This window comes from Chryseobacterium sp. SC28 (genome assembly GCF_003932955.1).
In the GTDB taxonomy this organism is placed as follows: Bacteria; Bacteroidota; Bacteroidia; order Flavobacteriales; family Weeksellaceae; genus Epilithonimonas.
In genome coordinates this window covers 312,689-331,359 of sequence record NZ_QOVY01000001.1, presented here as the reverse complement: position 1 = coordinate 331,359, position 18,671 = coordinate 312,689, and the positions used below count along the sequence as shown (strand labels likewise).

The following is an 18,671-nucleotide window of genomic DNA, read 5'->3' as shown; positions in this document are numbered from 1 at the left end:
TATGTACTTTTGCTCATCGTTATTTGATTTTTGCAACTCAAAATTACGATAAGTTTTTAGAAGCCATTAATTTGGCTTCTTTTTTTATCTGGTTTTTATCGGACAACAGTGAACTTTTTACTAAAAAAACATTGAATCTCAGGACTATTTAAATAACAGTTTTTCCTATTAAAAAAAGTTAATTTCCACCGCGCCAAATAAACATTAGCGATTAAAGATTATCTTTGCGGATTATTTGCCGGATGAAGAAATTGGTTATTATCCCCACCTACAACGAAAAAGAGAACATCGAAAAGATCATTTCGGCAGTTTTTGCCTTGGAACAAGATTTCGACGTTTTGGTGGTAGACGATTCTTCGCCCGACGGGACGGCAGAGATCGTCAAGAATCTTCAGGAAAAGTTTCCACTGCAGCTTCATCTCGCCGTTCGGAAAATAAAAGACGGCCTGGGCAAAGCCTACATTCAGGGATTCCAATGGGCGATTCAAAATGATTACGATTATATTTTCGAGATGGATGCCGATTTTTCCCACAATCCCAAAGATTTAGTAAAGCTGTACGAGGCCTGTAAAACTGCAGATATGGCCGTGGGCTCCCGGTATTCGCAAGGAGTAAACGTGGTCAACTGGCCCATGGGAAGGGTTTTGCTTTCATACTTCGCTTCGAGATACGTGCGATTCGTTTTGGGGATGCCTGTTCACGATACCACGGCGGGCTTTGTCTGTTTCAAAAAAGAAACATTACTGGCGATCGGACTTGATAAAATTAAATTGAAAGGCTACGGCTTCCAAGTCGAAATGAAATACCGCGTTTTCAAAAAGAAAATGAAAATCGTGGAAGTACCAATCATTTTTACAGACAGAACCGAGGGCGTGAGCAAAATGAACGGCGGGATCATCCAAGAAGCGGTTTTCGGCGTTCTGAACCTGAAATGGAAAAATTTTATCGGAAAATTGTAATTTTTTTTGGTTTAAAATTTAATTTACGGAATGAAATATTTCTTTTACATATCATTGATTTTCTGCGTTTTATCCTGCAAGGAGGCCATCGAAAAACCGAAAGATCTCCTGTCCAAAGATCAGATGGCGCAGATCATCGCAGATTTTGCGATTAATGAACAGCAATATGTCATCGGGCAAAACATCAATTCTGAAAATGCGACCCGATTTATCCTGAAAAAATATAACATAAAAGGCGAACGCTTTACCCAAAGCTATGAATATTATATGACCAAACCCGACGTTATCATAGACATCTACGACGACGCCCAAGAAATAATCTTAGCCAAAGATCCAAACGCAAAAGCCTTCATCAATAAAAAATTAAAAGAAAATCCGGGTATTCCGCCACAAGCGAGATAAAAGTATGCAGAAATTTTTCGAAATCGAAACCGCGTCCGAGTCCAAAGCCAGAGCCGGAGTCATCCATACCGATCACGGCCAGATCCTCACCCCAATTTTTATGCCGGTAGGGACGGTGGCATCCGTAAAAACCGTCCACCAGCGGGAATTGAAAGAAGACATCAAAGCGCAGATCATTCTTGGAAATACTTATCATCTGATGCTGCGCCCCACGATGGATATTATGGAACAAGCCGGCGGACTTCACCGGTTTATGAACTGGGATCTTCCTATCCTGACAGATTCGGGCGGTTATCAGGTCTTTTCCTTAGCGAAAAGCAGAAAAATAACCGAAGAAGGTGTGAAATTCAAATCGCATATCGATGGCAGTTTGCATTTTATGTCGCCTGAGATTTCGATGGAAATCCAAAGACAAATCGGTGCCGATATCTTTATGGCTTTTGATGAATGTACACCTTTCCCTTGCGAATATAACTTGGCCAAAACATCGATGGAACTCACGCACCGTTGGCTGAAAAGATGTATTGAATGGACGGAACAAAATAAAGAATTATACGGCCACAAACAGAGGCTGTTCCCCATCGTGCAGGGCTCCACTTATTCGGATTTGAGGCAGATTTCTGCCGAGGCGATTTCCGAAGCAGGCGCAGACGGTAACGCCATCGGAGGATTGTCGGTGGGCGAGCCGGAGCCGGAAATGTACCGCATCACGGATGAAGTGACGGACATTCTGCCGAAAGATAAACCCCGGTACCTGATGGGCGTCGGCACGCCTTGGAATATTCTCGAAAGCATTGGCTTGGGCATCGATATGATGGACTGCGTAATGCCGACCCGAAACGCCAGAAACGCGATGCTTTTCACTTGGCACGGCATTATGAATATGAAAAACGAACGGTGGAAAGCCGATTTTTCGCCTCTCGACGAGTTTGGGACGAGTTTTGTGGATACCGCTTATAGCAAGGCTTATGTCCGACATCTTTTTGTTTCGAAGGAATATTTGGCCAAACAAATTGCATCGATTCATAATTTAGCGTTTTATCTTGATTTAGTGAAGGTTGCGAGAGAACACATCGTTGTCGGCGATTTCTACCAATGGAAAGATTCGATCATTCCGCAATTGAAACAAAGATTATAAAAATAGAATAAAAACGCAAAAGTCCCGAAGGGACGGCTTACTACAGAATAGGATGAAATCCTATTACAATTATACAACATTTAAAGCCAAATTGCAAAAAAACACAAAAGTCCGAACGGACGGCTTAATACAGAATAGGATGAAATCCTATTAAAAAACGATTTACAAAAAGAATAGGATGAAATCCTATTAAAATTAAAACGATTAAAAAAGAAATTAAGCGCAAGCACCCATCTTATGAAAATCATAGACCTCTACGTCATCAAAAAATATTTGGGAACCCTCATTTTTATGTTGGCACTCCTGTCTATTATTATTATCGTTGTAGATGTACAATCCAAAACACCGCGAATAGAGAGCAATGGCTTCACGGTGTGGTATTTTCTGGTAAATTTTTACCCGTTTTGGATTCTCAATTTGATTCTCACCTTTATGTCGATATTGGTTTTTATCACGGTCATATTTTTCACTTCCAGGATGGCCAATAATACAGAAATAGTAGCTGTCATCAGCAGTGGCGCTAGTTTTCATCGGTTTGCAAGACCTTATTTGATTACCTCTTTATTGATTTTCTTTGTCACTTTGGCGATCAACCATTTTGTTTTGCCTTGGGCCAACATTCAAAAAAATGTTTTGGAGCCCTACACCTATAATGCGGTAAATAAAGAAAAGCTGCTGGGGAATATCACCATCGCTTCCAATATCAATCCGAACGAATATATTTTCGTAAACAGTTACAACAAAAAGGAAAATCGGGGCTACGGCTATATGTATCAGAAATTTGATCAAAACAAAAAATTGCTTTATCAGATTACCGCGATGGATATCCTGTGGGATGCGAAGAAGAAGTACTTCTTAATCAGCAACTATAACGAAAGAAAAGCAGGAAAAAATGAGACCGAAATTCTGGGCGAGGGCTTATCGAAAATTCAGGATTTCAACCTCCCGCCTTCAGAATTGTTTCCGGACAAATTGGTTGCTCAAAACAAGACAACGCCCGAGTTGGTGGAAATGATCGACCGTGAAAAACGAAAAGGAAACAGCAATGTCACCTCCTTTTACAATGAGCTTTACCAAAGAACCTCTATGCCGGTTTCTATCATCATCCTCACCTTTTTGGGTCTCGCGCTGTCTTCCGAAAAAAAGAGAGGCGGATTGGGACTCAATCTGGCCTTGGGAATTGCTCTGGCATTTTTATTTGTATTTTCTTTCCAGGTTTTACACGTCGTTTCCGAAAACAAAACGCTACCGCCCTTATTGGCCATGTGGCTTCCCAACATCGTTTTTGCACCGGTTGCAGCATATCTCTACTTCAAGAGAGCCAATCAGTAAAGCATTTCGATTTCTTTGTGGAAAAATTTTTTCAAACCTTCATTTTCCAAATCAATCCAAAGAAAACCATCGCGGTCTGCACTTTTAATAATGCCATTTTGTCGCATTTTCGCAGTTTCGAAAACCGAGACTTTATCTCTTCCAAAAAGATATTGATTATAAATTTCTAAGATTTGATCTTCGGCGGGGATATTTCTTAGTTCAGCATCCACAAATTGGTGGAAAATTTCGGCAAATTTTTCTAATTCAAAAGAAAAACCCGTGGCAGAGAGGATAGAACCAGCTTTAGGAAGATCGGAAAAGTCGGTTTGAAGAACATTTATCCCGATCCCGATGAGCAAATAGGTGTTTTGCTCAATTTTTTTTTTCTCGATGAGAATGCCGCCGACTTTCTTGCTATTCAAAATCAGATCATTCGGCCATTTAATCAGTACCTTAGCATGGGTCAGATTGGCAAGAAAATTCCGCACGATAATAGCGGTATAGTAATTGAGGCTTGTATCGGAAATGTTGATTTTTGAAGTTTCGACAGCGAGCGTATACGCCAGATTTTGATTAGGACTGCACTTCCAAATATTTCCATATTGTCCGCGGCCTTGGGTCTGATTAAAAGTAAAAACCGCAGTGGGTTCGTCTTTATTTACAAGCGCTATTATTTCGTCATTCGTGGAAAAGCAGTTTTCGAGATAGATTAGCCGGCTCATTTATGAAAACTTTAAGATATATAAACAGGTGAAACGAAAAATAAATAGATAAAAAACAATAAATTTGCAAATTAGACAATTTTTTTAATGGGTAAAAGTACACAAAAACAATTATTAATAGACAAAATCGTAGATTCGATTCAAGATATAAAAGGAGAAGACATCTTGGTCTTCGATTTATCAGGCATAGAAAACGCTGCCGCCGAAACATTCATCATCTGTAGCGGAAACTCCAATACACAGGTATCTGCCATCGCAGGGAACATCCAAAAAAATGTTAGAAATGACCTCAACGACAGGCCTTGGCACGTCGAAGGAACGGAAAACTCGATGTGGATTCTGGTAGATTACGTTTCGGTCGTGGTGCATATTTTCCAAAAAGAAATCCGTGAATACTACGACATCGAGGAACTTTGGGGCGATGCAAAAATCACAAAAGTAGTAAGTTAATAGATGCTTCCGTTAGCATCATCAATATTTAAAAATTAAGAATGAATAATAAAGGATTCAACTGGTTTATACCGGTTTTGTTGGGACTCATTTTACTGGTGTTTCTTCCGGGACTTCTTGGAGATTCTATGGTGAAAACCATTGATGAAAAAGAGTTCTATAAGTTGGTGGAACAGGGCAAAGTGAGCGAAGTGATGGTTTATAGAGACACCTTCAAGGCCGACGTTTATCTTACCAAGACAGCGAAGGCAGATTTGAAGAAAACCGAAAAAGAAAATGATCCGCTTTCCGTAATCAATATCAAGCCAAGTCCCGATTTTGTGCTTACCTACGGCGATCTTAGATATTTCCAAGAAAGATTCGACAATATTAATTCCAAACTGCCAACGCAGGCCCGGATGGAATTTGGAAAAAGCCAAAGCGGTTTCTCCGAGTTGCTTTTCACTTTAGCCCTGTGGGGCGGTCTTTTTGCGCTTTTGTATTTCTTTATTTTCCGAAGGATGGGTGGCGGCGCAGGCGGACCCGGCGGGCAGATCTTCAGCATCGGAAAATCCAGAGCAAAGCTATTCGATGAAAAAGAAAAAATCCAAGTCACCTTCAAAGATGTCGCAGGATTGGAAGGCGCAAAAGAGGAAGTTCAGGAGGTGGTAGATTTCCTGAAAAATTCTGAAAAATATACAAAGCTCGGAGGCAAAATTCCAAAAGGCGTTCTCTTGGTAGGGCCTCCGGGAACCGGCAAAACTCTGCTGGCAAAAGCCGTTGCTGGCGAAGCCAAAGTGCCGTTTTTCTCGCTTTCTGGTTCCGACTTTGTGGAGATGTTCGTGGGCGTAGGCGCTTCCAGAGTAAGAGATCTTTTTGCGCAGGCAAAAGCCAAATCGCCCGCCATAATTTTCATAGACGAGATTGACGCCATCGGGAGAGCCAGAGGAAAAGGAGGTTTCCAAGGCGGAAATGATGAACGGGAAAATACCCTCAACCAATTGCTTACGGAAATGGACGGCTTCGGTACCGATGTCAACGTGATCGTGATGGCGGCTACCAACCGGGCCGATATTCTCGACAAAGCTTTGATGAGAGCCGGCCGCTTCGATCGATCCATCTATGTAGATCTTCCGGAACTCCACGAGAGAAAACAGATTTTCGACGTCCATTTGGCTAAAATTAAATTGGATGATTCCATCGACCGCGAATTTTTGGCCAAGCAAACGCCGGGTTTCAGTGGCGCAGATATTGCCAATGTCTGCAACGAAGCTGCTTTGATCGCTGCCAGAAACTCCCACGAATCTGTCACCAAACAAGACTTCTTAGACGCCGTTGACAGAATTATTGGTGGCCTCGAGAAGAAAAATAAGGCCATCAAACCTTCCGAAAAAAGAAGAGTAGCTTTTCACGAAGCCGGTCACGCCACTATTTCCTGGCTGGTGGAGCACGCTGCACCACTTCTGAAAGTAACCATTGTGCCGAGAGGACGTTCTCTGGGCGCCGCGTGGTACTTGCCGGAAGAAAGACAGTTGACAACCACGCAGCAAATGCTGGACGAGATCTGCGCCACGCTCGGTGGCAGAGCGGCAGAACAAGTTGTCTTCGGAAATATCTCTACTGGTGCATTGTCCGATCTGGAAAGGGTCACAAAACAAGCCCAGGCCATGGTTACGATTTACGGTCTCAATGACAAAGTGGGAAATGTGTCCTATTACGACAGTTCGGGACAATCGGAATACAGCTTCGGCAAACCATATTCTGAAGAAACAGCCAAACTGATTGATGAAGAAATTTCTAAATTGATAGAAACCCAATATGCAAGAGCAGTCAGTATCTTGGCAGAAAATCGGGATAAACTGGATGCACTTGCGCAAAAACTTTTGGAAAAAGAAGTCATTTTCCGCGAAGATCTGGAAGAGATTTTCGGAAAACGTGCTTGGGATCCTGAGTTGACAGAAAAACCGGTTTCCAGCGTGGATAATCCCGCAGAAGCAGGAAACGTCTTAAATACAGAGCAGTAAAGCATTTATTAATTTAAACTAAAAGAAAATCCTGATTTAATTGGGATTTTCTTTTAAAATAAAGTTTTGGTTCTTAGCCGATTACAATTATTTTTTTACATTTGCACTAAAAATAGAAAAGTTGAGTCTGTTCCAAAAATTCGTTAAAAGAATAATGAGCCAGTCCGAAGACGAGCGGCCGGATGTTACCAAACTGGCAGACCAGCTTCGCGATGCGGATTTGGATTATAAATTTGCACAGCTGTTCACCCATTCAGGCGGATTTTTCAATTATTGCGCCGATGAATCTGAAGCCCTTCAGACGCTCAACCAGATTATCAAGATAGAGCAAATCAACAATGTTTTCTGCTGGGATCAGGATTTGCGAAACTTTCTCGACGTGATCCACACGCCATACTCTCTGGAATTAACCGAAAATAATGATGCCGCTTTTATAACTTGCGAATATCTAATCGCTTACGATGGCAGAATTATGCTTTCTCATAATAATATCCGCCATTATCATTCTTCCAGATTGCCGAGCAAAATCATCATTATGGCCACCGTTTCTCAGATTGCAAATAATTTGACCGAGGCGATGATGAAAGTAAAACGCGCCGGAATGCCCAAAAATCTTACATCAATCAGCGGAAGCCAGTCCAAATTGGACAGTCCCACCAAGGACAATACCAAACTTTTCTTACTTTTGCTCGAAGATTAAATTTCGGATTTTGGATAAAAATTTCATTCTGCGTACCGTTTCAGCCGTATTTTACGTCCTGATTATTGCTTTTTGCACCACTCCGCTTGGCGAATTTCTATTAAAAGATGTCTTGCCCCAAGTCAGACAGCAATATCTATTTTATGGATTGATGACCTTTTTCACGGCAATTGGTCTCTATGAATGCATCAGGATTATGAAATTTGATAACGGCATTTACAAGTGGCTGGTTTTTCCCGTTGCAGCAATTATTTATTACCGTTTTACGAACCGGTTTTTCCATCACGATTTCCTCAATGGCTACAGTATCACCAATTATATCAGCGATATTCTCGCCTTAGGATTGGTCGCGATTGCCGTGGTCACACTTTTCAAATACTCCAGAGAACTATATTTCGAAAATGGGAAATTGATATTCACCGTCGTGTATGTGACTTTGCCTTTTGCTTTTTCATTGGGGTTGCCCCAATTCAGCTCCTCAGATTCAAGTCAACCATTCTCTTTGGATATTTTCATGCTTTTTGTGCTGATCTGGAGCAGCGATACTTTTGCCTATCTTACGGGTAAATTGCTCGGAAAACACAAGATGGCGCCACGCATTTCGCCCAAGAAAACCTGGGAAGGATTTGCCGGCGGCGTCCTTCTGACATTGGTTTTGGGCTTCTTCGTAGAAAGATATTTTCCAGATCTCCGTGGAAATTGGATGCTTGTGGGAGTTCTCGTCGCGGTTTTTGCACCGTTGGGCGATTTGGTAGAGAGTCAGCTAAAGCGTAGTTTTGCAGTCAAAGACAGCGGGAATATCATTCCGGGTCACGGCGGCGTTTTGGATCGGCTCGATAGTTTCATCCTCTGCGTTCCGGCGGTTTATTTATATTTTATTATAGAAAAATTAATTTAAAATTAAATCCTATGAAACTTCATAAAGAATCGAAAGGAACGCTGATTATCGCCGTTCTTTTCATAGCATTTATAGGTGCGATTTCGGTCTATTATCTGCAACTTTGGTCTTTGGCCGTTCTTGTTCCACTGCTGGTGATGCTGGGATTGATTTTTTGGTTTTTTAGGGTTCCCGAGAGAGCTATTTTGGATCATAGAGAAAACGTAGTCGCGCCGGTAGATGGCAAAGTCGTGATGATAAAAGAAGTTTTCGAAGACGAATTTCTCAAAGAGCAGTGCATTCAGATTTCTATTTTTATGTCGCCACTCAATGTTCATATTTGCCGATATCCCGTCAGCGGAGAGGTGATTTATAAGAAATATCATCCGGGAAAATACCTCGTGGCGTGGCACGAAAAATCATCCACCAAAAACGAGAGAACCACTATTGCCATCAAAAGTCTGACCGATCATACCGTGGTTTTCCGCCAGATTGCAGGCTATGTCGCGAGAAGAATTGTTTTTTATTGCAACGTCCAGGATGAAGCTAAAGCGGGTCACGAATTCGGTTTCATCAAGTTCGGATCGCGAATGGACGTTTTTCTTCCGCTAAATAGCGAAATTCTATGCAAAATAGGAGACAAAACAAAAGGAGGCATCGACGTGATCGCAAGACTCAAAGATTAATATCGGTGCGCTTCGGTCGATCAAAAGCTTGCCAGAGTAATATGCGTTGTGCTGGCGATATTCGATAATTTGAATCACGGGAAAAATATTGCAAAAAATCCGCATTTCTTCACAAAAAAACCCGAAATTCTTAGATCTCGGGTTTTTATATCTATTCAAGATTATATCTCATTTTTCATTGTACCAGAACTTCGTATTTTTTTCGATTGTCAATCAAAATCCAAAGATTAATCAAAAACAAAACGATACTGATAAACATGGCAGGTGTCATTGGAGATTTTACAAAATTGTGAATCACAATTCCCACCATCACGGGCAAAATCACAATCGCTCCCAAAGCTCTCGTCTTCGGAAAGATGAATAATACGCCTCCGACCAATTCTACAATGCCCGTCAATGGCATAAGCCAACCTAATTCCATAAATGCGGCATATACTTTTTGCGCGGCTTCATCGGGTTTTTCCATTGGCATATAGTGGAAAAATTTGTCCAATCCGGCGTTAATAAACATAAGTCCGAAAAGCAAACAGAAGATAAATTTGATGACTTTCATAATAAATAATTTTTATCAAATTTAAAACAAAAACTAATTCAAAGTATTTTTTTTACAAAAAAAAATATTCATTTTTCAGGACATCCTATGTGAGTGCGCTATGTTTTTGCTATTTCGAGATTTCTCCAAAAGCTATTGGAGGGCAATTTTTACCACTTCACTCATATTGGTCACATAGTTGATTTTCAAATGTTTCAAATAATCTTTTTTAATATCCTCCACATCTTTTCTGTTGGCTTCGCAAAGAATCACCTCCTTGATTCCGGCTCTGGTTGCTGCTAATAATTTTTCCTTAATTCCGCCAACAGGCAACACTTTGCCGCGGAGTGTGATCTCGCCGGTCATCGCCAAATGCGGTTTCACTTTGATGTTTTTGTAGCTCGACACCATCGAGGTTAGCATAGCAATGCCGGCAGAGGGTCCATCTTTCGGTGTGGCACCTTCCGGAACGTGGACGTGGATATTTTTTTTCTCGATATCTTCTTCAGAAATCCCCAATTCATCATAGTGGGCCTTGATATATTCCAGCGCAATCGTTGCGGATTCTTTCATTACATTTCCGAGGTTACCCGTCATCGTCAACGCACCTTTTCCTTTGGAAAGAATACTTTCGATAAAGAGGATGTCGCCACCCACACTGGTCCAGGCCAAACCTGTTACCACGCCGGGAACATCGGTGATCTCCGCCAAAGTTTTCGGCCTGGGAACGCCAAGTATTTCATCGATTTTCTCTACAGTAATTTTCGGATCAAAATCTTTTTCCATGGCAAGTTGCAAGGCCACCCAGCGCGCAATGGCCGCAATTTTTTTCTCAAGCGTTCGCACGCCGCTTTCCGAGGTATGCGCGTCGATAATGTGTCGCAATTCCGGATTTCCAAGTTTCAGATATTTTGCATCCAAACCATTTTCGCGCAGTTGTTTTTTGATCAGATGACGTTTGGCAATTTCGATTTTTTCTTCCAAAGTATATCCGGCAATGCTGATGACTTCCATCCTGTCTAGCAGCGGTCTCTGAATGGTAGAAAGCGAATTGGCCGTCGCTATGAACATCACTTTGGAAAGATCGTAGCCCATTTCCAAAAAGTTGTCATAGAAATTATTATTCTGCTCAGGATCAAGAACTTCCAGCAACGCAGAACTCGGATCGCCGTGAATACCTTGTCCTATTTTATCGATCTCATCCAAAACGATGACGGGATTGGATGTTCCGGATTTTTTGATGGACTGCAGGATCCGTCCGGCCATCGCGCCAATGTAGGTTTTCCTGTGACCGCGGATTTCGCTTTCATCGTGCAAACCGCCTAAAGAAACTCTTGCGTATTTTCTGCCTAGAACATCTGCTACGGATTTTCCTAAGGAGGTTTTTCCCACACCCGGAGGCCCTACCAAGCAAAGAATTGGCGATTTCATATCGTTCTTCAATTTCAGAACCGCAATGTGCTCCAAGATTCTTTTCTTGATGTCTTCTAAGCCGAAATGTTCTCTGTCCAGGATCTTTTCGGCTTTATTGAGATCGAAGGCATCTTTGGAATAATGCTCCCAAGGCAAATCTGTAAAAAAGTCGAGATAATTGCGCTGAATATTATAATCCGGCGAGCTGGAGTGCAGCCTTTGCAGCCTTTGGATTTCCTTTTCGAAGTGCTTTTGAACATCGCTGTTCCATTTGATCTTCGCTGCTTTTTTTGTTAATTCGTCGGCGTCCGATTCGGGACCGCCACCCAGTTCGTTTTGTATGGTGCGGATCTGCTGGTTCAGGAAATATTCGCGTTGTTGCTTGTCGAGATCTTTGCTGGTTTTCTGATGGATTTGGTTTTTGAGTTCCAGATGGCGGAACTCTTCGTGCATCATTTCGTAAAGATGTTTTGCGCGTTCTATGAGACTTTTTTCCTCGAGCAATTTTTGTTTTTGCTGAGGCTGAAAATTGCCATTCGCCGCGACAAAGTTGAGCAGATCCTCGGCTCCGTCAATATTTTTCAGCGCAAATTGTGCTGCGTTGGGGATATTTGGATCTATGTTAATAATCTTTTCTGCCAAGTCTTTGATGTTGTCTACCAGCGCAAAGAATTCTTCTTTATCTTTTGGCGGGGTATCTTTTTGCTTGATAATTTCGGCAAGAAAATAGGGCTCGTTGGAAACAAATTTTTTTACTTTAAATCTCTGAACGCCTCTTGTGATAGCCGTAATATTGCCTTCGGGAAGTGTGATGATTTTAAGTATCTTGGCCAAAGTTCCCACCGTGTACAGACTTTTTTCAGAGGGGTTGTCATCATTCGGATTTTTTTGGCTGATGATGCCGATCCATTTATTTTCCCTCAGCGCTTCTTCCAGAAGTTTCTTGGATTTTTCTCGTCCGGCTGTAATTGGCGTTATCACTTTCGGAAACATCACCATATTCCGTACGGGCAAAATTGGGAAAACGGTTTGGGCAACGTCGTTTTCCTGATCGACGTAGTCGGAAATGTTGATTTCCTCTGCGACAATGCCGAAGCCCTCGTCCATCATCTGTTCTAAATTGATATTATCAAATTCTGTCATAGTATTGTGGAATGACAAATTGTCATTAATCTTAATGGATATAAAAATTACTCCCTTTTTTAAACAGTTTAACAAGACTGTTTTAAGAGAGTCTATAAATTCGCAAGAGCTATGCCATTGGAAAAAGCATTACAATTTGGCAGTTTAAAAAAGAAACCCTTTCAAGTCCTGAGCTCAAAAAGGGTTATTTTGTGTGTTTATAAAGCAATTAAACCAACATTCGCTGCGCTTTTTTCACGCCTTCTGTCAAAATATCAATTTCTTCGAAAGTGTTATAAACCGCAAAACTTGCACGCACCGTTCCGGCAATGTTGAAGAAATCCATAATCGGTTGTGTACAATGATGTCCGGTTCTCACGGCAATTCCAAGTTTGTCGAGAATCATTCCTGTGTCAGAGGCAATTCCTGCGCCTTCCAAGTTGAAAGAAACGACGCCGGTTCTGTCGGCTTTTTCGCCGTAAATTTTAAGACCATCAATTTCCAGAAGTTTTTTCTGAGCGTAATTCAGAAGGTCATTTTCGTGATTTTGAAGATTTTCGTGGCCGATATTTTCGATGAAATCTACAGCGGCTCCAAGCGCAATATTTCCGCCGACATTCGGCGTTCCAGCCTCAAATTTGAAAGGCAATCCGGCATAGGTGGTTTTCTCGAAACTGCACACCGCAATCATCTCGCCACCGCCGTGAAAAGCTTGAAGGTTTTCCAGAGCAGATTCTTTCCCGTAAAGAATTCCCGTTCCCATCGGTCCGTACATCTTGTGTCCCGAGAAGACGAAAAAATCGCAATCCAACTTCTGAACATCGATTTTGAAATGCGGAGCCGATTGAGCGCCGTCAATCAAAACATAAGCGTTGGAAAGTCGTCTTGTTTTCTCAATGATTTCCTCGATAGGATTTACGATTCCCAACGCGTTAGAAACCTGATTGACAGCAACTATTTTTGTTTTTTCGCCGAGCCATTCTTCCAAAACATCGATTTGGAGGATTCCGCTTTTGTCCATCGGGATGACGCGGAGTTTTGCGCCGGTTCTTTCGCAAAGCATTTGCCAAGGAACGATGTTGGAATGGTGCTCCAAATAGGAAATGATAATCTCGTCGTTCGGCTTGATTTGGTTGGTCAAAGCATACGCCACGAGATTGATTCCTTCGGTTGTTCCTTTGGTGAAAATAACTTCGTAGTCGTGCTGTGCATTGATGAAACGTTGTATTTTCTGTCTGGACAGTTCCATTGCTTCGGTTGCGAGCTGGCTCAAGGTATGAATGCCGCGGTGAACATTGGCGTTGATGGTTTTGTAATATTCTTCCCAAGCATTCAAAACGGAGATTGGTTTTTGAGAAGTTGCCGCATTGTCGAGATAGACGAGCGGTTTGCCGTTGACTTCCTCATTTAGGATTGGAAATTGAGCTCTTATATGATTGATGTCGAACATTTTAAATTAGAATTTAGATTTGAGAATTTGACTGATTTGGAAAACTCTTAAAATAGGATTTGAACGTCGATATTTTTGCAGCCCGACCTGAGTGGAGCTCTTTTTCTTTTTTGAGAAAAAAGAAAAAAGCGGGAACGGAGGGCGGAATAGCTGCCCAAATAATTAAGCTGCAAAATGGCGTTGTTATTTAGAATGTGTCAAAGTTACGGCAAATTTTATTATCTTTTTCGATGTTAAATATTTATAAATTAAGTCCAGATCTGCTGTCTTGGAATAATAATTGAGTATTTTTGAATTATTAATTTATTAACAAAATAAATACAATATTATGTCATTCGAATTACCTAAACTTAATTATGCATACGATGCGTTGGAGCCAACCATCGATGCGAAAACAATGGAAATCCACTACACCAAGCACCATCAGGCGTACGTGGACAATCTGAACAATGCCATCGCAGGTACCGAACTGGAAGGTAAATCTATCGAAGAAATCCTAAAAACAGGAACGGATAAACCGGCGGTAAGAAATAACGGTGGCGGGCATTATAACCACTCACTTTTTTGGGAACTTCTGACACCGGGCGGCAGCAAAGAACCAGTTGGAAATGTGAAAGCTGAAATCGAGAAAATTGGTGGTTTTGAAAAATTTAAAGAAGATTTTTCTAACGCAGCTAAAGGAAGATTCGGCTCCGGCTGGGCTTGGCTCGTGAAAAATACCGACGGATCGTTGACGGTAACTTCTACACCAAATCAGGACAATCCATTGATGCCGGTTGCAGATGTACAAGGAACGCCAGTTCTCGGCCTGGATGTCTGGGAGCACGCCTATTACCTCAAATACCAAAACAGAAGACCCGATTATGTGGCTGCGTTTTTTGACGTGATCAATTGGGATAAAGTGGAAGAGTTTTACAACAAATAGAAATTATTTTTATAGAATATTGCTTAGAAACCATCAGAGATTCCGGTGGTTTTCTTGTAGATTGGTAGCTGGTGTTTCTGCTGTGGGCTGCTCTTCGGGCTTGTTCTGTTCGGATTTTTCTTTTTCTTTTTGTGCTGCTTTTTCTTTCTCGAGTTTTTCTTTCTCGAGTTTTTCCTGTGCTATTTTGGCGATCGCGGCAAGGCTGTCTTTTTCTCTTTGGATGGCAACGGCATTTATTTTTGCCAGCACGCTTGCCGATGTGGCGCCTGGACCGAAGGAATCTATCGCCGTGGTGTCATAAGTGATTGGAGGAGCCGTCTCCAAATTTTCGGGATGGTTTGAAACCGGCGTGTTTTGGGTGCAGGACAAAAAGCCAACCGCAATGAATGTAAAAAAACCAAGATTTCTCATACAGACAAAATTCGGGAAATTATTTGATATAAAATTCAGCTAAAATAGGAAAATGATCCGAAATTTCTACACTTCGGTCAACTGTGTAACGGATTGGCATAATGGATTTTGATGAAAAAATATGATCGATTTTCAATGGGAATTTGAAGTCGTGGAAACTCGTTCCGCTCCCTTGTCCTGCTTTTAGAAAATCATCGTCCAGATCTTGGGAAACTTTGTAATATTCGTAAGAATTGGGAACCGCGTTGAAATCGCCACCTACGATGACCGGATAGCTTGATTTATCAATGAAATCCTTGATCTCATCTATCTGCGTCTGGTGTTTTTTGAAAGTCGGTACCAGCTTATGCAAAACTTTCTTCGCCTTTTCTTCGTTTCGATCCATATCAGCCGTTGGTTTTACCATTGTCTTGTCGAGAAAAAAAGGTTCCATATAAACATTCACGAAGCGAATGATTTTTCCATTGATCTTGATATCCGCATACAGACACATTCCGGTGCTCACGTCGGTCTTCACTTCGCCACTTTCAAGGATCGGGAATTTGGACTGGATCTTTACAATCGGCCGGCTGTTTTCGAAATATCGGAATCCATCCAGCGGTTTTACATTGTCGTATTCCTGAAAAAAGACGACATCTGCATTTTGCTTATTGAGATAATTATAAATCGTCTCATCGCCTTTATTGCCAAATTTACCATTGAGCGAAATGAGTTTGACATTGGGCGTTTCATTTTTATTGGGTGTATAATTGATCCATCTTCGCGTTGGAATGATGAAAAATAACGACAGAACTAGGAAAACTATCGCCCGCTTTTTCCAAGTTACGATCCAGAAGATTAATAATAAAATATCAGCAATAATCAGTAGAGGAAATCCCAGCGACAAAAGATTGAGCATTCCAATTTCGTGGGGCGAAATGTAGGCGTTCATTATTGTTCCGAATAGCAAAACAATAATCGTCACGTGCAACATCGTTAATAAAAAGCGAAGAATTCCCATTTACTCGATGCGGTCTCGGTTTTTCTTCCAATTCCAAATGTACAAGAAACCAATCAGTGCGCCGCCAAGATGCGCAAAATGGGCGATATTGTCGCCACTGACTTGTCTAAATCCTAAAAACAGTGAAATGACAATAATAATAGGGGTTAGAAATTTGGCCTTGATAGGAAATGGTATAAACAAAAATATCAATTCCGCATCCGGAAACAAGGTGGAAAAAGCCGCGATAATGCCAAAAATAGCGCCCGATGCGCCCACCATCGGCGTTTTCAAAATAATGAAAAGTCTTTGCGCAGCCTCGCGGACGGCTTCGGAATTGGACGAAATCGGCATTTCTCCCGAGTAATTATTGTCCGCATATCTGTATATTTCGTGGACGTTGTACCCTTGACTATTCAGGAAATTGGTAATCTGGCTCACTTCAAAATAATTCCAGACATTATACAAAGCAAAACCGCCCAAACCTGCTGCGAAATAAAGAATAATAAATTTCTTCTGACCCAAAACCTGCTCCAAAACCGGCCCAAAACTCCAAAGCGTCATCATATTAAAAGCAATGTGGAGAAAGTTGCCGTGCATAAACATATGGGTGATAATTTGCCACGATCTGAAATTAGGCGACAGCGGGAAATAGCCCGCCAGCAAAGGTCCTAAGTCAATATTTAGATTTACGAATAAAAATGTTGCAACGAAAAAGATGACATTGAGGATGATGATATTTCTGGTAACACGTGTCAGTTGAGGAAACATAGTTTAAAATTTATTTTTAAAATCGTCAAATGGCACTTCCATCCAACATTTTTTACCATTTACGGTGTATTGCGGGAAACCAAGATCGATGAAATCTTTTACCAATTGCTCGACTTCGGTTTTGTAAATGAAATCAAACTTAGATTTGGTTTTTAACTTCACCCATTGATATTCAAAATATTTTGAAAATTCTTCTTCGGTGCGGTATTCCAAAACTTCAAAAATCTTTTCCAGGAATTTGATGACCTGAGATTCTTTCAAAGCCTCGGGAACAGCATCGATTCGGAGAACATTTTCCTGAGCCAAGGTCATTTCGAAACCGAAATCCGGCAGGTATTTTTTGATGGATTTGTATTTATTTTTCTCGATTTCATTAAGATGGTATTCAAGAGAAAACAGAAGACTTTGACCCGCTTTTTTCGTGGGCAGATTTTCCTGATGCGAAGACATTATCACGCGGTGCATCCGCCCCAGATCCAGCATATAAGTCAATCCGTCTTTGTTCAGAAGCCAATAGCCGTTTGGCAATCGGAACAGATCTTCCTCCAGATCATCATCTTCGAAAAGATTGATTTTGGAAGGTGCAGCCTCCGAGGCCTGATAAAGTTTTGCCAAGTTAATGCGCTCTTCATCCGTTGATTTTTCTGCAGAAAAGGGGTTGAAATCCCGATCAACATTGATGGCAGACGGCGATGCAGCCACATAATTACTTGTACTCGGCGCGAAGAAAGCTTCCATTTTCGGATCTCTTTCGAAATCCAGACTGGGTGCGATGTTGTAGATTCCCAAAGAACGCTTGATAGTAGATCTTACCAAAGCAAAAATCAGCGCTTCATCTTCAAATTTGACTTCGGTTTTCTGCGGATGGATATTAACATCGATTTTCTCGGGATCCATTTCCAGATAAAGAAAAAATGAAGGAATGTAACCCGGCTGCAAAAGCCCGTCGAATGCGTCTTGTACGGCTTTGCTGAGATAGGCACTGCGGAAAAACCGCCTGTTCACAAAGAAAAACTGTTCGCCTCTGGCTTTTTTCGCACCCTCCGGCTTTGCCACGTAACCGTGCAGATGAACCCAGCCAAGGTCTTCCTTTATCGGGATCAAAAGCGGCTGCAACTTTCTTCCGAAAACGTCCACGATTCTTTGCATTTGTCCGCCTTTTCGCAGTCGGAAAACAGGCTCGTCGTTGTGAAACATTTCGAATTCGATATTTTCGTGAGCCAGGGCAACACGCTGAAATTCATCAATAATGTGGCGAAACTCTATATTATCATTTTTGAGGAATTTCCGTCTCGCCGGAACATTGTAAAATAAATTCTTGACCGAGAAGTTGGAGCCTTCAACGGTTTGAATGGGCTCTTGAAATTGGAAAAGTCCCCCTTCAATATAGATATTCGTCCCGACGGGCGAATCTTTTTGTTTGGTTTTCAGTTCCACTTGTGCCACAGCTGCGATGGATGCCAAAGCCTCGCCTCGGAAGCCTTTGGTCGCGATCTTAAAAATATCCTCAGTCGAGCGGATTTTTGAAGTGGCGTGGCGTTCAAAAGCCAGGCGTGCATCGGTTTCCGACATTCCGGTTCCGTCGTCCACCACTTGGATGAGATTTTTCCCGGCATCCCGAATGATGAGCTGGATTTTGGTGGCACCGGCATCTACAGAATTCTCCAAAAGCTCTTTCACAATGGAGGCCGGGCGCTGCACCACTTCGCCAGCCGCAATCTGATTGGCAACGTGATCCGGTAAAAGCTGGATGATGTCTGACATTTCTACAATTAAACTGTCAAAAATAAGGATAAGAATCGAGGGATAAAAGTTAA

The 18,671-nt window shown here is 41.7% G+C and carries 18 protein-coding genes; 10 read left to right on the top strand and 8 right to left on the bottom strand.

Features of this window, described 5'->3' with window-relative positions:
- Positions 1-242: 242 nt before the first annotated feature.
- From DTW91_RS01530 to DTW91_RS01515, 4 genes are all read left to right on the top strand, one after another.
- Positions 243-959: a polyprenol monophosphomannose synthase gene (locus tag DTW91_RS01530; RefSeq protein WP_125201652.1), complete on the top strand. Its 717-nt coding sequence runs from the start codon at positions 243-245 to the stop codon at positions 957-959.
- 30 nt (positions 960-989) lie between these two features.
- Positions 990-1,361 (top strand): DUF4296 domain-containing protein, encoded by a 372-nt coding sequence (locus tag DTW91_RS01525; protein WP_125201651.1) that lies wholly within the window; start codon positions 990-992, stop codon positions 1,359-1,361.
- 4 nt (positions 1,362-1,365) lie between these two features.
- A complete protein-coding gene (gene tgt, locus DTW91_RS01520; RefSeq protein WP_125201650.1) occupies positions 1,366-2,499 on the top strand; it encodes a tRNA guanosine(34) transglycosylase Tgt in 1,134 nt (377 codons plus the stop codon).
- Positions 2,500-2,736: 237 nt separating this feature from the next.
- Positions 2,737-3,831, top strand: coding sequence for an LptF/LptG family permease (locus tag DTW91_RS01515; RefSeq protein WP_125201649.1), 1,095 nt, complete (start codon positions 2,737-2,739; stop codon positions 3,829-3,831).
- On the opposite strand, the gene DTW91_RS01510 is transcribed toward DTW91_RS01515, so the two are convergent.
- Positions 3,825-4,535 (bottom strand): biotin--[acetyl-CoA-carboxylase] ligase, encoded by a 711-nt coding sequence (locus tag DTW91_RS01510; RefSeq protein WP_125201648.1) that lies wholly within the window; start codon positions 4,533-4,535, stop codon positions 3,825-3,827. The genes DTW91_RS01515 and DTW91_RS01510 overlap by 7 nt on opposite strands.
- Before the next feature lie 87 nt (positions 4,536-4,622).
- Here DTW91_RS01510 and rsfS point away from each other — a divergent pair, with 87 nt between their 5' ends.
- The 5 genes from rsfS (at position 4,623) to DTW91_RS01485 (ending at position 9,251) form a co-directional block, all read left to right on the top strand.
- Positions 4,623-4,985 (top strand): ribosome silencing factor, encoded by a 363-nt coding sequence (rsfS, locus tag DTW91_RS01505; protein WP_125201647.1) that lies wholly within the window; start codon positions 4,623-4,625, stop codon positions 4,983-4,985.
- 41 nt (positions 4,986-5,026) lie between these two features.
- A complete protein-coding gene (ftsH, locus tag DTW91_RS01500; RefSeq protein ID WP_125201646.1) occupies positions 5,027-6,988 on the top strand; it encodes an ATP-dependent zinc metalloprotease FtsH in 1,962 nt (653 codons plus the stop codon).
- Between the two features lie 121 nt (positions 6,989-7,109).
- Positions 7,110-7,688, top strand: a complete 579-nt coding sequence (locus DTW91_RS01495; protein WP_125201645.1) for an LUD domain-containing protein — start codon at positions 7,110-7,112, stop codon at positions 7,686-7,688.
- Positions 7,689-7,698: 10 nt separating this feature from the next.
- The gene (locus DTW91_RS01490; protein ID WP_125201644.1) at positions 7,699-8,586 is read left to right on the top strand and encodes a phosphatidate cytidylyltransferase; all 888 of its coding nucleotides are present in this window, start codon (positions 7,699-7,701) and stop codon (positions 8,584-8,586) included.
- An 11-nt stretch (positions 8,587-8,597) separates the two neighbouring features.
- Positions 8,598-9,251 carry a phosphatidylserine decarboxylase family protein gene (locus DTW91_RS01485; protein WP_125201643.1) on the top strand — a complete coding sequence of 218 codons (654 nt, stop codon included), beginning with the start codon at positions 8,598-8,600 and terminating at the stop codon, positions 9,249-9,251.
- 175 nt (positions 9,252-9,426) lie between these two features.
- Here the strand turns inward: DTW91_RS01485 and DTW91_RS01480 are convergent, their stop codons facing one another.
- The 3 genes from DTW91_RS01480 to DTW91_RS01470 form a co-directional block, all read right to left on the bottom strand.
- On the bottom strand, positions 9,427-9,804 hold the full coding sequence (locus DTW91_RS01480; RefSeq protein ID WP_125201642.1) for a DoxX family protein: 378 nt from the start codon (positions 9,802-9,804) through the stop codon (positions 9,427-9,429).
- A gap of 132 nt (positions 9,805-9,936) precedes the next feature.
- Positions 9,937-12,339 (bottom strand): endopeptidase La, encoded by a 2,403-nt coding sequence (gene lon, locus DTW91_RS01475; protein ID WP_125201641.1) that lies wholly within the window; start codon positions 12,337-12,339, stop codon positions 9,937-9,939.
- Between the two features lie 208 nt (positions 12,340-12,547).
- Entirely contained in the window at positions 12,548-13,768 is a 1,221-nt protein-coding gene (locus DTW91_RS01470; protein WP_125201640.1) for an aminotransferase class V-fold PLP-dependent enzyme, read from the bottom strand.
- Positions 13,769-14,096: 328 nt separating this feature from the next.
- Between DTW91_RS01470 and DTW91_RS01465 the strand changes: the two genes are divergently transcribed.
- The gene (locus tag DTW91_RS01465; protein ID WP_125201639.1) at positions 14,097-14,693 is read left to right on the top strand and encodes a superoxide dismutase; all 597 of its coding nucleotides are present in this window, start codon (positions 14,097-14,099) and stop codon (positions 14,691-14,693) included.
- Positions 14,694-14,726: 33 nt separating this feature from the next.
- Here DTW91_RS01465 and DTW91_RS01460 read toward each other — a convergent pair whose 3' ends face one another.
- Genes DTW91_RS01460 through mutL form a run of 4 tightly spaced genes read right to left on the bottom strand, consistent with a single transcriptional unit; the run spans position 14,727 to position 18,618 of the window.
- Positions 14,727-15,104, bottom strand: coding sequence for a hypothetical protein (locus tag DTW91_RS01460; RefSeq protein WP_125201638.1), 378 nt, complete (start codon positions 15,102-15,104; stop codon positions 14,727-14,729).
- A 19-nt stretch (positions 15,105-15,123) separates the two neighbouring features.
- Positions 15,124-16,104 carry an endonuclease/exonuclease/phosphatase family protein gene (locus tag DTW91_RS01455; protein ID WP_125201637.1) on the bottom strand — a complete coding sequence of 327 codons (981 nt, stop codon included), beginning with the start codon at positions 16,102-16,104 and terminating at the stop codon, positions 15,124-15,126.
- Positions 16,105-16,854 (bottom strand): rhomboid family intramembrane serine protease, encoded by a 750-nt coding sequence (locus DTW91_RS01450; protein WP_125201636.1) that lies wholly within the window; start codon positions 16,852-16,854, stop codon positions 16,105-16,107.
- A gap of 3 nt (positions 16,855-16,857) precedes the next feature.
- The gene (gene mutL, locus DTW91_RS01445; protein WP_125201635.1) at positions 16,858-18,618 is read right to left on the bottom strand and encodes a DNA mismatch repair endonuclease MutL; all 1,761 of its coding nucleotides are present in this window, start codon (positions 18,616-18,618) and stop codon (positions 16,858-16,860) included.
- Positions 18,619-18,671: the final 53 nt, after the last annotated feature.

What these genes read in the sequence shown, in the direction of transcription:
- DTW91_RS01455 (WP_125201637.1), bottom strand. Translation starts at nt 16,104, where the DNA reads ATGGGAATTCTTCGCTTTTTATTAACGATGTTGCACGTGACGATTATT.
- DTW91_RS01485 (WP_125201643.1), top strand. Translation starts at nt 8,598, where the DNA reads ATGAAACTTCATAAAGAATCGAAAGGAACGCTGATTATCGCCGTTCTT.
- DTW91_RS01450 (WP_125201636.1), bottom strand. Translation starts at nt 16,854, where the DNA reads ATGTTTCCTCAACTGACACGTGTTACCAGAAATATCATCATCCTCAAT.
- DTW91_RS01510 (WP_125201648.1), bottom strand. Translation starts at nt 4,535, where the DNA reads ATGAGCCGGCTAATCTATCTCGAAAACTGCTTTTCCACGAATGACGAA.
- rsfS (WP_125201647.1), top strand. Translation starts at nt 4,623, where the DNA reads ATGGGTAAAAGTACACAAAAACAATTATTAATAGACAAAATCGTAGAT.
- ftsH (WP_125201646.1), top strand. Translation starts at nt 5,027, where the DNA reads ATGAATAATAAAGGATTCAACTGGTTTATACCGGTTTTGTTGGGACTC.
- tgt (WP_125201650.1), top strand. Translation starts at nt 1,366, where the DNA reads ATGCAGAAATTTTTCGAAATCGAAACCGCGTCCGAGTCCAAAGCCAGA.
- DTW91_RS01470 (WP_125201640.1), bottom strand. Translation starts at nt 13,768, where the DNA reads ATGTTCGACATCAATCATATAAGAGCTCAATTTCCAATCCTAAATGAG.
- mutL (WP_125201635.1), bottom strand. Translation starts at nt 18,618, where the DNA reads ATGTCAGACATCATCCAGCTTTTACCGGATCACGTTGCCAATCAGATT.
- DTW91_RS01465 (WP_125201639.1), top strand. Translation starts at nt 14,097, where the DNA reads ATGTCATTCGAATTACCTAAACTTAATTATGCATACGATGCGTTGGAG.
- DTW91_RS01530 (WP_125201652.1), top strand. Translation starts at nt 243, where the DNA reads ATGAAGAAATTGGTTATTATCCCCACCTACAACGAAAAAGAGAACATC.
- DTW91_RS01480 (WP_125201642.1), bottom strand. Translation starts at nt 9,804, where the DNA reads ATGAAAGTCATCAAATTTATCTTCTGTTTGCTTTTCGGACTTATGTTT.
- DTW91_RS01460 (WP_125201638.1), bottom strand. Translation starts at nt 15,104, where the DNA reads ATGAGAAATCTTGGTTTTTTTACATTCATTGCGGTTGGCTTTTTGTCC.
- DTW91_RS01525 (WP_125201651.1), top strand. Translation starts at nt 990, where the DNA reads ATGAAATATTTCTTTTACATATCATTGATTTTCTGCGTTTTATCCTGC.
- DTW91_RS01515 (WP_125201649.1), top strand. Translation starts at nt 2,737, where the DNA reads ATGAAAATCATAGACCTCTACGTCATCAAAAAATATTTGGGAACCCTC.
- lon (WP_125201641.1), bottom strand. Translation starts at nt 12,339, where the DNA reads ATGACAGAATTTGATAATATCAATTTAGAACAGATGATGGACGAGGGC.